General features: G+C 66.0%; 11 protein-coding genes. 9 read left to right on the top strand and 2 right to left on the bottom strand.

What is annotated here, in order from left to right:
* Positions 1–24: 24 nt before the first annotated feature.
* A complete protein-coding gene (locus R3E10_05575; protein MEZ4415206.1) occupies positions 25–1,125 on the bottom strand; it encodes a glycosyltransferase in 1,101 nt (366 codons plus the stop codon).
* Entirely contained in the window at positions 1,122–2,180 is a 1,059-nt protein-coding gene (locus tag R3E10_05570; GenBank protein MEZ4415205.1) for an NAD-dependent epimerase/dehydratase family protein, read from the bottom strand. Before R3E10_05570 ends, R3E10_05575 begins: the two co-directional genes overlap by 4 nt.
* A 621-nt stretch (positions 2,181–2,801) precedes the next feature.
* On the opposite strand from R3E10_05570, the gene tuf reads away from it, so the two are divergent.
* The 9 genes from tuf to rpoB all read left to right on the top strand — a co-directional run bounded on the left by tuf (position 2,802) and on the right by rpoB (position 11,545).
* On the top strand, positions 2,802–3,992 hold the full coding sequence (tuf, locus tag R3E10_05565; GenBank protein ID MEZ4415204.1) for an elongation factor Tu: 1,191 nt from the start codon (positions 2,802–2,804) through the stop codon (positions 3,990–3,992).
* A gap of 18 nt (positions 3,993–4,010) precedes the next feature.
* Positions 4,011–4,163: a 50S ribosomal protein L33 gene (gene rpmG / locus R3E10_05560; protein ID MEZ4415203.1), complete on the top strand. Its 153-nt coding sequence runs from the start codon at positions 4,011–4,013 to the stop codon at positions 4,161–4,163.
* A gap of 21 nt (positions 4,164–4,184) precedes the next feature.
* Positions 4,185–4,412, top strand: coding sequence for a preprotein translocase subunit SecE (gene secE / locus R3E10_05555; GenBank protein ID MEZ4415202.1), 228 nt, complete (start codon positions 4,185–4,187; stop codon positions 4,410–4,412).
* 10 nt (positions 4,413–4,422) lie between these two features.
* The gene (gene nusG, locus R3E10_05550) at positions 4,423–4,971 is read left to right on the top strand and encodes a transcription termination/antitermination protein NusG (protein ID MEZ4415201.1); all 549 of its coding nucleotides are present in this window, start codon (positions 4,423–4,425) and stop codon (positions 4,969–4,971) included.
* 13 nt (positions 4,972–4,984) lie between these two features.
* Positions 4,985–5,410 (top strand): 50S ribosomal protein L11, encoded by a 426-nt coding sequence (gene rplK, locus R3E10_05545; GenBank protein MEZ4415200.1) that lies wholly within the window; start codon positions 4,985–4,987, stop codon positions 5,408–5,410.
* 91 nt (positions 5,411–5,501) lie between these two features.
* Entirely contained in the window at positions 5,502–6,200 is a 699-nt protein-coding gene (gene rplA, locus R3E10_05540) for a 50S ribosomal protein L1 (GenBank protein MEZ4415199.1), read from the top strand.
* Positions 6,200–6,718: a 50S ribosomal protein L10 gene (rplJ, locus tag R3E10_05535; protein ID MEZ4415198.1), complete on the top strand. Its 519-nt coding sequence runs from the start codon at positions 6,200–6,202 to the stop codon at positions 6,716–6,718. The genes rplA and rplJ overlap by 1 nt, the downstream gene beginning before the upstream one ends.
* A gap of 103 nt (positions 6,719–6,821) precedes the next feature.
* Positions 6,822–7,199, top strand: coding sequence for a 50S ribosomal protein L7/L12 (gene rplL / locus R3E10_05530; GenBank protein ID MEZ4415197.1), 378 nt, complete (start codon positions 6,822–6,824; stop codon positions 7,197–7,199).
* 155 nt (positions 7,200–7,354) lie between these two features.
* Positions 7,355–11,545: a DNA-directed RNA polymerase subunit beta gene (rpoB, locus tag R3E10_05525; GenBank protein MEZ4415196.1), complete on the top strand. Its 4,191-nt coding sequence runs from the start codon at positions 7,355–7,357 to the stop codon at positions 11,543–11,545.
* The last annotated feature ends 45 nt before the right edge of the window (positions 11,546–11,590 follow it).

The following is an 11,590-nucleotide window of genomic DNA, read 5'->3' as shown; positions in this document are numbered from 1 at the left end:
GCTCGGGGGCGAAGGACATGCGTGTCAGCTCCAGGTCCAGCGGCCGCGGACCGCGCGGTAGGATGCCGTCAGCGGGGCGGCCAGCAGCAGGAGCGCCCACCCGGCCTCGCGCGAAAGACGCACGATCGCGCGAGGGCGCAGCACCGCCAACAGCACCAGCGCGGCCCCGGCCGCCCCGAGCACGGGGAGCGCGAGGGGCTGCACCCAACGCCACAGCAGGGGTCCCAGGGATGCGACGGCCACGAGCATAAGGAACGGCGTGGCCAAGCGGAGCAACTTGTGGCACAGGAACTGGATCCAGACGGGGTTTCGCCAAGGCAGCAGCACGCGGGGCATCCAGAGGCAGAACTGGATCATGCCCGTGAGCGTACGCACCTTGCGGCGGAAGTCCTGGGCTCGGGTGAAGTGGCGGGGGTCGACCGCCAGTGCTTCCTCACAATAGTCGACCCGTTCGCCCTGGAACACCACGTTGAAAGGGACGAAGAGGTCGTCACAGATCGCACCGGCGGGAAGAGGCTTCCACAACGAGCGGCGCATTCCGTAGATGGCTCCGGTCACGGCAACGATGCTGTGGACCGACGCCTCGCCGCGACGAATGAACTGCTCCAGCCTCCACAGGGAATCCGCGACCCGGCCCGCGCGCTGCTGGGTCTCGTACCCGCCGGACACCGCGCCCACGCCAGGCTCGGCGAGTCGCTGCGCCAAGCGCAGGAGGGCATCGGGCGCGAAGCGTTGGCCGGTGTCGGCGAAGATCACCAGAGGACGCGTGGCCGCGCGTACGCCCGCATTCAGCGTGGCAGCCTTGCCGCCCGGAGGGTCGCCGGGCACGACGATGACCTGCTCGCCCAGCGAGGAGCGATAGTCGTGGGTCGACCAGGCCGCGGTGGGATCGACCGCCACGACGATCTCCAACTGGCCGGGGGGGAAGTCGGACGCCTCGAGGTTCTCCACCCGGCGAGCCACCTGTTCAGGGTCGTCCCGGGTCGCGATCACCACCGATACCGCCTCGACCGGCCCGCCCTCGGCATGGATGCGGGGCGGACGCCCAAAGGCCCGTAGCCCGATCGGGTACAGCCCCCACGCGAGCACGACCAGGAGGAGGGCGATGATGCCGGGCAGGATCACGGCCGTTCGACTGGCGAGGGCGGTGGCGTCGCGGCGTAGTGGGAAGTGAGGGGCTCCGCCGGGGGCAGGCGGCGCACGGGCGTGGCGAAGCGCCCGTCGTCCAGGTACCAACGGACCATCCGGCTCAGCCCGTCGCTCAACGGTACGGCGGCCGAGAAGCCGGCCTGCTGAATGCGGTCCGCTTCGAACTGGGTCTCCATCTCCGCCAGTTTCCGGATGCGGGCTCCAGAGATCGGCAGGTTGGCGCCGGTCAGCCGGATCGTCCAGTCGAAGGGCTTTGCAAGGAGCAGCCCGAGTCCGAGGGGCACCCGTAGCGACGGAGGGGTCCGCCCGAGGGCCCGGTAGATCGTATCCGCGATCCGACCGCTGGAGAGATCCGGTTTGTCCGCATAGTTGAAGACGTGGAATCCCGGCTCCCGCACGTGCTCCCAGAGGTGGAAGGTGGCGTCGACGAGGTTCTCGACGTAGGCGAGGCTCTTGATGTTGGTGCCCTCGCCGATCTGAAGGAAGCGGCCCCGCGCGATCTGCCGGATCAGGGCGAACATGTTCGCGAAGTTCCCAGGTCCGAAGACCACCGTCGGCCGAATCACCCAGGCCGTGCGATCCGGCCCGGAGTCGGTCCAGGCCCGAAACACCTGTTCCCCCGCGAGCTTCGACGCGCCGTAGGGGGCTTCTGGGCTCGGCGGCGTGGCTTCGGTCCGGGGAGGCGGGGTGGACCCGTAGACTGCCACGGAGCTGTAGAAGCAGAGCTCCCGTACCCCGTGCTCCTCCATCGCCTGGACCAGCACGCGGGCGGCGCCTTCGTTGACGTCGAAGTAGGTCTGCTCGGAGATCCCGAAGTCGTGGTGGGCTGCAGCCAGGTGCAGGACCCGGTCCACCCCCTGGATCGCCTCACGGACCGCGGCAGGGTCGCGGACGTCGCCCACGATGGAATGGACCCCGGGATACGGACAGGGTGCGAGGTCCAGAACGGTGACCTCGGACCCGGCTCGGATCAGTCGCTCGATGAAGTAGCTGCCGATGAAGCCGGCGCCACCGGTGATCAGGACACGCATCTTCTCGCTCGGACCCCTCCTTCCGGCGGGAGGGGCTGCAAGAGCCGAGCCAGGGTGAAGGAGGCGAAACCTGTTGAAAGACAAGGCGATAGCGCCATGGATCCGTGTCGGCTCGACGCAACACCACGTTGAAGCGCTCCCGCTGCCCAGGAGTCTCTCCAGGGGCGCCGGGGCGGTCAAGGCGTGCAGGTGGTCGACCCCTGCGGGTGCCGCGCGGCACCACGGGAAGATGGGGTCCAGGCCGGGGTCCCAGCGTTGACACTATTTGGTGTCCCGTCTAGCTTTCCCTGTCTGTCCCCCAGCCGGTGCCTTGTGTCCCGGTCGGGGGATGTTCGGTCTGCGGTCCGCACGGAACAATCCCGAGTCGAGATCCCGTCCCCGCCGGCTCCGCCGGAGGATCGGATGACGGTCCAACGAGCTGCCCACGGGGGAGCCTCGGCGGGCCGGTTGGCTTCTCACCCGTCCGGGACTCCACGCTCCCGCCGATCGAGACCCGCCCGCGGGGGAGGGATGGCGTCGACGCGAAGCCGCCGGCTTCGCCCACGCTCCTCGCCGCCGGCGAAACCGCGTAGCGACCGGACCACCGAACCCGACTAACCTGGGCATCGACGAGGAACGACGATGGGCAAGGAGAAATTCGAGCGTACCAAGCCGCACGTGAACGTGGGGACGATCGGCCACGTGGACCACGGGAAGACGACGTTGACGGCGGCGATCACGGTAACGCAGGCGAAGAAGCACGGGGGCAACGCGGTCGCGTTCGACCAGATCGACAAGGCGCCGGAGGAGCGGGAGCGGGGGATCACGATCGCGACGGCGCACGTGGAGTACGAGACGGCGAACCGGCACTACGCGCACGTGGACTGCCCGGGGCACGCGGACTATGTGAAGAACATGATCACCGGGGCGGCTCAGATGGACGGAGCGATCCTGGTGGTGAGCGCGGCGGACGGACCGATGCCGCAGACGCGGGAGCACATTTTGTTGGCGCGTCAGGTGAACGTGCCGTACATCGTGGTGTTCCTGAACAAGGTGGACATGGTGGACGACCCGGAGCTCTTGGAGTTGGTGGAGCTGGAGGTTCGGGAGCTTCTGAGCGAGTACGATTTTCCTGGGGACGACATCCCGGTGGTGAAGGGATCGGCGTTGAAGGCACTGGAGGCGGCGGGCGAGGGTCCGGACGCGGAGTGCATCCAGGAGCTGATGGACGCGATCGACAGCTACATCCCGGAGCCGGAGCGGGACATCGACCGGCCGTTCCTGATGCCTGTGGAGGACGTGTTCTCGATCACGGGGCGGGGGACGGTAGCGACGGGACGGATCGAGCGTGGGATCGTGAAGGTGGGCGACGAGGTGTCGCTGGTGGGGATGGGCTCGGACAAGAAGACGGTGGTGACCGGGGTGGAGATGTTCCGGAAGCTGCTGGAAGAGGGCCGAGCGGGAGACAACGCGGGCCTGCTGCTGCGGGGCGTGGGGAAGGACGAGATCGAGCGCGGGCAGGTGTTGGCGAAGCCGGGGTCGATCACGCCGCATACGAAGTTCAAGGCGGAGGTGTACGTCCTGACGAAGGAAGAGGGGGGACGCCACACGCCGTTCTTCAACGGGTACCGGCCGCAGTTCTACTTCCGGACGACGGACGTGACGGGGTCGGTGCAGTTGCCGGGCGGAGTGGAGATGGTGATGCCGGGGGACAACGTGCAGATGGAGATCGAGCTGATCACGCCGATCGCCATGGACACGGAGCTGCGCTTCGCGATCCGCGAGGGCGGCCGCACCGTCGGCGCCGGCGTCGTCACCGAGATCATCGAGTAGCACCCGGGAGGAACCACGATGCCGCGCGACCGCATCACGCTCGCCTGCACCGAGTGTCAGGAGCGGAACTACACCGCCACCAAGAACAAGCGGCTGCACTCCGAGCGCGTCGAGCACAAGAAGTACTGCCCTCGGTGCCGGACGCACCGCGTGCACAAAGAAACGAAGTAGGCTGGGAGCATCGCCGACACCATGGCTGCCGAACAGGGAAGTCGTTCGCTCGTCCAGAACACCCGGTCCTTCGTGGAGGACTGCTGGGCCGAGTTGCACAAGGTCACGTGGCCCGACTGGCCTCAGACCCGCAACGCGACCTGGGTGATCATTCTGTTCGTGGTGCTGGTCTCGGCCGTGATCTGGGTGATGGATCTGGTGGCCCGAGGCGGCATCAACATGATCCTGAGCATCTTCGGCGCGGCCTGAGGCGGGGTTCATGACCGAACCGAGCCCCGATTCCCGCTGGTACGCGGTGCAGACCTATTCGGGTCATGAGAACAAGGTGCAGAAGCTCATTCTCCGGAAGGCGAGCGACGAGGCCGACCTGGGAGGGAGCGACATCTTCGATGTGCTCGTTCCCACGCAGGACGTGGTCGAGATCAAGAACGGGAAGCGAGTGACGGTGACCCGGCGTCTCTATCCCGGATACGTCCTCGTGCAGATGCTGCTCAACGAGCAGACGCAACACCTGATCAACAACATCCAGGGTGTGATCAAGTTCGTCGGGTCGGGGCGTGAGCCCCAGGCGCTGCGCGACGAGGAGATGAACAAGATCCTCGGAATCAAGTCCGAGGAGGACGAGGAGCGGGAGGAGATCCCGTTCCACGCGGGCCAGGTGGTCGAGATCACGCAGGGACCGTTCACCGACTTCTCGGGGACCGTCCAGCAGGTCTTCCACGACAAAGGCAAAGTGAAGGTGGAGGTGTCGCTTTTCGGACGCCCCACCTCGGTGGAGTTGGACTATACCCAGCTTCGGGGCTACTAGGGGCTGACGCATCATGGCGAAGAAGATCACAGGATACATCAAGCTCCAGGTGCCCGCGGGTGCCGCGAACCCGGCGCCCCCGGTGGGGCCGGCGCTCGGCCAGCACGGCGTCAACATCATGGAGTTCTGCAAGCAGTTCAACGCGCGGACGCAGGGTCAGCCCGGGATGATCATCCCGGTGGTGATCACCGTGTATGCGGACCGTTCGTTCACCTTCATCACCAAGACGCCTCCAGCGGCCGTGCTGCTGAAGAAGGCGGCCGGCATCCCCAAGGGCGCCGGTGTCCCGAACCGGGACAAGGTGGGAAAGGTGACGCAGGCCCAGCTCCGCGAGATTGCCGAGCTCAAGATGCCCGACCTGAACGCCAACGATGTCGAAGCTGCCATGCGGATGATCGCGGGCACGGCGCGCTCCATGGGGTTGGAGGTCGAAGTCTGATCCCGGGGGCTGGGGCCCCCGAGACGTGCCCGATGAACCACCACCTGCGAGCCGCCAGGGGTGGGAGGGCCAATGGACGGCTCACGACAACATGCCGAAACGCGGAAAGAAGTACGCCGAGGCGCGCAGGCGCGTGCCCGCCGGCCAGCGGTTCGACGCGAGTGACGCGCTCGATCTGCTGAAATCCCTCTCCTTTGCGAAGTTCGACGAGACCGTCGAGGTCGCCACCCGCCTCGGGGTCGATCCTCGTAAGGCCGATCAGGTCGTGCGTGGCACCGTCGTCCTTCCGAACGGGACCGGGAAGTCGGTCCGTGTGCTCGTGATCGCCCAGGGCGAGAAGCTCAAGGAGGCGGAGCAAGCGGGGGCCGACTATGCGGGCACCGAATACGTCCAGAAGATCAAGGATGGCTGGCTCGATTTCGACGTTGCTGTGGCCACGCCCGACCTGATGGGGCAGGTGGGGCAGCTCGGGAAGATCCTGGGCCCCCGTGGCCTCATGCCTTCCCCCAAGGCGGGGACGGTGACCTTGGACGTGGCCAAGGCGGTCAACGAGATCAAGGCCGGTAAGATCGAGTTCCGGGTCGACAAGACCGGGAACGTCCACGCTCCCATCGGCCGCGTATCGTTCAGCAGGGATCAGCTACAGGAGAACCTGCGGGCGTTCATGGATTCGATTCTTCGGGCCAAGCCGTCGTCGGCCAAGGGCACGTACGTACGTAGCGTCACGGTCTCCAGCACCATGGGGCCGGGCATCGCGATCGACCCGAACTCGTTCGGGAGGGCCGGCTGATGAAGCGCTCGGTGAAGGAACAGTTCGTCTCTGACCTCCAAGGGCGCATCGATCCTACGACGGTGCTCTACCTGACGGATTTCAGCGGGCTCGATGTGGCGTCCATGACCGAGTTGCGCCGTCAGTTGCGGGCGACCGGTGCCCAGTTCGTGGTCGTCAAGAACCGCCTGGCGCAGCGCGCTCTGGCGGAGCTCGACGTGCCGGGACTGACGGAGCACCTGAAAGGGCCCACGGGCGTGGTGATCAGCCCCACCGATGCGGTGGAACCCGCCCGGGCGCTGACAGAGTTCGCGAAAACCCATGACGAACGGCCGGTCTTCAAGGTCGGTGTCGTGGAAGGCTCTCTGGTGGATGCGGCTGCGATCAAGAGGATCGCGACCCTGCCGTCCCGAGAGCAGCTGTTGGCCGAGTTGGCGGGTGCTTTCCAGGCGCCCCTGTCGGCATTCGTGGGAGTGCTGGAGGCATTGACCCGAGAGATGGCGGGGCTGTTGGAAGCCCTGAAGCAGATCAAGGAGTAGGGACGGGCCGCTTTCGCGGCTTTGTCTCCAACGATCACCGGAGCGCTGTTCGCCGAGTTCCCGGCCTTTCGAGCCGGATCCGCACAAGGAGGAAGCAGTACCCATGGCTACGCATCAGGAGTTGCTCGACACGATCGGGAACATGACGGTCCTCGAGCTCGCCGACTTCGTCGAGGCGTTCAAGGAGAAGTTCAACGTCACCGCCGTCGCCGCCCCGGTGGCCGCGATGCCCGGTGGCGCTGCGCCTGCCGCGGCCGCCGAGGAGGAGAAGGACGAGTTCGAGGTCGTTCTCCAGTCCGTCGGCGACAAGAAGATCCAGGTCATCAAGGTGATCCGCGAGATCACCGGCCTGGGCCTGAAGGAGGCCAAGGACCTGGTTGAGGGCGCACCCTCGACCGTGAAGGAGTCGGTGTCGAAGGCGGACGCCGAAGCCCTCAAGGCCAAGCTCGAGGAAGTGGGCGCCGGCGTCACCCTGAAGTAGGACCAGGACGACACCGCTGCCTATTTCCAAGAACGCAGGCTGCCAGCTGGGGGTCCCCGGCACCCATTCGTGGTGTCGGGGGCGTCCGTGCTTGCAAGACTTGAACGTGCACCGGACCCGTGCTGCGAGCACATGGGTCCAAGGGGAGGTTCCCGTTGGGTACCCGCATTGAGTCTCGTCCGACCCTGAGCTTCGCGAAGCTGCCGTCCATCATGGAGATGCCAAATCTCCTGGACGTGCAGGTCGAGTCCTTCGAAAAGTTGGCTCAGCCCACCCCGGAGTCCGAGCTGCAATGGGACTTTGGCCTGGACCGCGTGTTCGGGGAGATCTTCCCGATCTCCGACGTGAACGAGAACTTCACGCTCGAGTACGTCACGGCCTCACTGGGTGAGCCGAAGTACTCGGTGGAGGAGTGCATCGAGCGCGACATGACGTTCGCTGCGCCGCTCAAGGCCACCCTGCGTTTGATCGTCTGGGAAGACCTCGAGGACGGCGAACGGCGGCCGCGGGACATCATCGAGAAGGAGGTCTACCTCGGTGATCTACCCCTGCTGACCGAGCTTGGCACGTTCATCATCAACGGTGCCGAGCGAGTCGTGGTGAGTCAGTTGCACCGTTCTCCCGGTGTGGTTTTCGAGGAGAGCGTGCATCCGAACGGCTCGAAGCTGTTCAGCGCCAGAATCATCCCGTTCCGGGGGTCGTGGGTCGAGTTCACCATCGACATCAACGACATCTGCTACGTCCATATCGACAAGAAGAAGAAGTTCCCGGCTACGGCCTTGTTGCGGGCCTTCGGCTACGGGAACAACGACAGTATCTACCGCCTCTTCTTCACCACCGAGACGGTAGCCATCGCGGACGAAGCGGATTCCAAGCGACTGATCGGCAGCGTGCTCGCGGCGGAGGTGGCGGATCCCGAGACCGGCGAGCTGCTGGCTGAGATCTCCGACGAGATCGACGACACCCTGGCGGGCCGGCTGCTCCGGGCGGGCATCGCCAAGGTCGAGATCTATTCGAGCGCCCAAGGCGGTGCCCGCGGCGAGAGTCCGATCGTGCGAAACACGATCCGCAAGGACCCCACTAGCAGCGAGGAGGAGGCGCTCTACGCGATCTACTCGCTGCTTCGCCCGGGGGAGGCCCCGAACGTCGAGACCGCGCGCATCGCGTTGGAGCGGGTGTTCTTCAACCCGAAGCGCTACGACCTCGGACGAGTCGGCCGGTACAAGATCAACCAGCGGCTGGGCGTGAGCGCGCCGGCCGCCACCACCGTGCTCACCCGGGACGACTTCGCAGCGATTCTGCGCTATCTGATCGAACTGACCGAGGGTCGGGGCTTCACGGACGACATCGACCACCTGGGCAACCGTCGCGTGCGGACGGTGGGCGAGCTCATCGCCAACCAGCTCTCAGTGGGTCTGTCGCGCATGGCGCGCCTGGTGAAGGAGCGCATGTCGATCAACACCGATCCCGAGAAGATCAACATCGACGACCTGGTCAACGCGCGCACCGTTTCCGCGGTCGTGCAGGCCTTCTTCGGCTCTTCGCAGCTCAGCCAGTTCATGGATCAGACGAATCCGCTGGCAGAGTTGACGCACAAGCGCCGGCTTTCTGCACTGGGCCCGGGAGGACTGACCCGCGAGCGTGCCGGCTTCGAGGTGCGCGACGTGCACTACTCGCACTACGGGCGCATGTGCCCGATCGAGACGCCGGAAGGTCCCAACATCGGGCTGATCACCTCGCTGACCACGTTCTCGCGCATCAACGAGCTCGGGTTCGTGGAGACGCCCTACCGCAAGGTGGTCGACGGTAGAGTCACCGATCAGATCGAGTGGCTGTCGGCCAACGAAGAGGAAGAGGCGCGCATTGCCCAGGCCAACGCGCCTCTGAACGAGGACGGCTCGTTCCGGAACGAATTCGTCTTGTGCAGAGAGCGCGGCGACTTCCCTCTGTTGAAGCCGGAAGCCATCGACTACATGGACGTCGCTCCCGACCAGATGGTGTCGGTGGCCGCGGCGCTGATTCCCTTCCTCGAGCACGACGACGCCAACCGCGCGCTCATGGGCTCCAACATGCAGCGGCAGGCCGTGCCACTCCTCTACCCGGATGCGCCGCTGGTCGGCACCGGGTTGGAGACCAAGGTGGCGATGGATTCGGGCGCGGTGATCACGGCCCGGCGCGGCGGTGAGATCGTGCATGTGACGGCCGACGAGATCGTGGTCGACACGGGGAACGCGAAGGCCAAGGAAGCCGGCGCGCCGCTGGCGCGACTGGCACAGTTCGACCGCTATCGGCTGAAGAAGTTCTGGCGCACCAACCAGGACACGGCCATCAACCAGCGGCCGCTCGTCCGTCGAGGCCAGAAGGTAGCCCCGGGCCACATCATCGCCGACGGTCCCTCCACGGATCGCGGAGAGATCGCACTGGGCCGTAACGTGCTGGTCGCTTTCATGCCCTGGTACGGATACAACTACGAAGACGCGATCGTGATCAGCGAGAAGCTGGTCAAGGAGGACGTCTTCACGTCGATCCACATCCAGGAACTGGAGCTCCACGTTCGCGACACCAAGCGCGGCATGGAGGAGATCACCCGCGAGATTCCCAATGTCGCGGAGGAGAGCCTCGTCGACCTCGACGAGCGCGGCATCGTACGGATCGGCGCGCGCGTGAAGGCCGGCGACATCCTTGTGGGCAAGATCACACCCAAGGGTGAGACGGAGCTGTCGCCGGAGGAGAAGCTCCTCACGGCGATCTTCGGTGAGAAGGCCAAAGATGTGAAGGACTCGTCGCTGCGGGTGCCTCCGGGCATGGCCGGGACGGTGATCGACGTGAAGATCTTCTCGCGCCGGATCGACGACCCTCTCCTCGAGAAGGAGCACGGGGCGCGCATCGGTGAGCTCCGGCAGCAGGAGCGCGACGAGATCCAGCGCATCGCGGAAGCTCGTGGCGAGGAGTTGGTGGAGCTGCTCGACGGCCAGACGGTGGCACTGTGCCTCAAGAAGGGCACCGTGGAGCCCCTCTACGACGAGGGCGTGAAGCTGAGCCGCGCCGAGTTGGCCGAGGCGGATCTCACGGAGATCGACCTCACGACCCTCAAGGTCAAGAATCAGGAGGTCAACGAGCGGATTCGACTGCTGGTGGACGAAGCGCAGCGGCGCATCGACCGTATCCGCGAGAAGACCGAGGAGCAGATCGACAAAGTCTTCCAGCCCGATGAGCTTCCGCCGGGCGTGGTCCAGCTCGTGAAGGTCTACCTGGCCCAGAAGCGAAAGATCTCCGTCGGGGACAAGATGGCGGGCCGGCACGGAAACAAGGGCATCATTGCCCGCATCGCGCCCGAAGAGGATATGCCGTTCCTGCCGGATGGACGTCCGGTGGAGATCGTGCTCAATCCACTGGGCGTGCCGTCCCGCATGAACGTGGGACAGATCCTCGAGACCCACCTGGGCTGGGCGGCGCAGGTCCTGGGCTTCGGTGCCAAGACCCCTGTCTTCCAGGGTGCGTCCGAGGATGAGGTGGGCACGCTTCTGAAGTTGGCCGGGCTGGCCTGGGCGCACGCTTCGCTGGAGATCAGCGGGGACGGCCCGCCCGTGTCGCTCGAGGACCTGCACAGCTGGATCGAGGGCATCGCCGGACTGCCGTCGCGGCGGGAGGCGGGTTCCGGGAACGGCAAGGGAAATGGAAACGGCGGCGGGCCGGGGATCGGCCATGCGTTGGACCTGCTCGACTCGGTCGACCTGGCCAAGGGGGCGGGGCGCTTGGTCGAGGCGCTGAAGGCCTATCTGATCCACGCAGGGCAAGAGCTCGCTACACGCCGCGGTGCGTCGCTGGAAGACCGGTACCCGGCCATCGCGGCGCTTCGCTCCGCGAAGGCGAAGGCTGCCGGGTTGGACGCGGCCGCTGCCGAGATGCTCGAAGAGGCCCAGGTGCTGCCGGGTGGGAAGATCTGGTTGCGGGACGGTCGCAGCGGCCGCCGCTTCGACTTCCCCGTGACGGTGGGCGCCATCTACATGCTGAAGCTGTCCCACCTGGTGGACGACAAGATCCACGCGCGTTCCATCGGGCCCTACTCCCTGGTCACGCAGCAGCCGCTGGCCGGGAAGGCCCAGTTTGGTGGGCAGCGCTTCGGAGAGATGGAGGTGTGGGCGCTCGAGGCCTATGGGGCCGCGCACACGCTGCAGGAGATCCTGACGGTCAAGTCGGACGACGTGACGGGACGCTCCAAGGTGTACGAAGCCATCGTGAAGGGCGACAACCTCCCCGAGCCGGGGATCCCGGAGTCCTTCAACGTGCTGGTCAAAGAGCTCCAGGCCCTGGGGCTCTCGGTAACGCTCGGACAGGAAGAGTAGTCATCCCTCGACGGGATGGCCGGATCCATACGAGGACTGAGCCTG

Source organism: Gemmatimonadota bacterium (assembly GCA_041390105.1).
Taxonomy (GTDB): domain Bacteria; phylum Gemmatimonadota; class Gemmatimonadetes; order Longimicrobiales; family Gaopeijiaceae; genus JAGQIF01.
This window is presented reverse-complemented; position numbering and strand designations above follow the sequence as displayed.

What these genes read in the sequence shown, in the direction of transcription:
- R3E10_05570 (MEZ4415205.1), bottom strand. Translation starts at nt 2,180, where the DNA reads ATGCGTGTCCTGATCACCGGTGGCGCCGGCTTCATCGGCAGCTACTTC.
- tuf (MEZ4415204.1), top strand. Translation starts at nt 2,802, where the DNA reads ATGGGCAAGGAGAAATTCGAGCGTACCAAGCCGCACGTGAACGTGGGG.
- rpmG (MEZ4415203.1), top strand. Translation starts at nt 4,011, where the DNA reads ATGCCGCGCGACCGCATCACGCTCGCCTGCACCGAGTGTCAGGAGCGG.
- secE (MEZ4415202.1), top strand. Translation starts at nt 4,185, where the DNA reads ATGGCTGCCGAACAGGGAAGTCGTTCGCTCGTCCAGAACACCCGGTCC.
- nusG (MEZ4415201.1), top strand. Translation starts at nt 4,423, where the DNA reads ATGACCGAACCGAGCCCCGATTCCCGCTGGTACGCGGTGCAGACCTAT.
- rplK (MEZ4415200.1), top strand. Translation starts at nt 4,985, where the DNA reads ATGGCGAAGAAGATCACAGGATACATCAAGCTCCAGGTGCCCGCGGGT.
- rplA (MEZ4415199.1), top strand. Translation starts at nt 5,502, where the DNA reads ATGCCGAAACGCGGAAAGAAGTACGCCGAGGCGCGCAGGCGCGTGCCC.
- rplJ (MEZ4415198.1), top strand. Translation starts at nt 6,200, where the DNA reads ATGAAGCGCTCGGTGAAGGAACAGTTCGTCTCTGACCTCCAAGGGCGC.
- rplL (MEZ4415197.1), top strand. Translation starts at nt 6,822, where the DNA reads ATGGCTACGCATCAGGAGTTGCTCGACACGATCGGGAACATGACGGTC.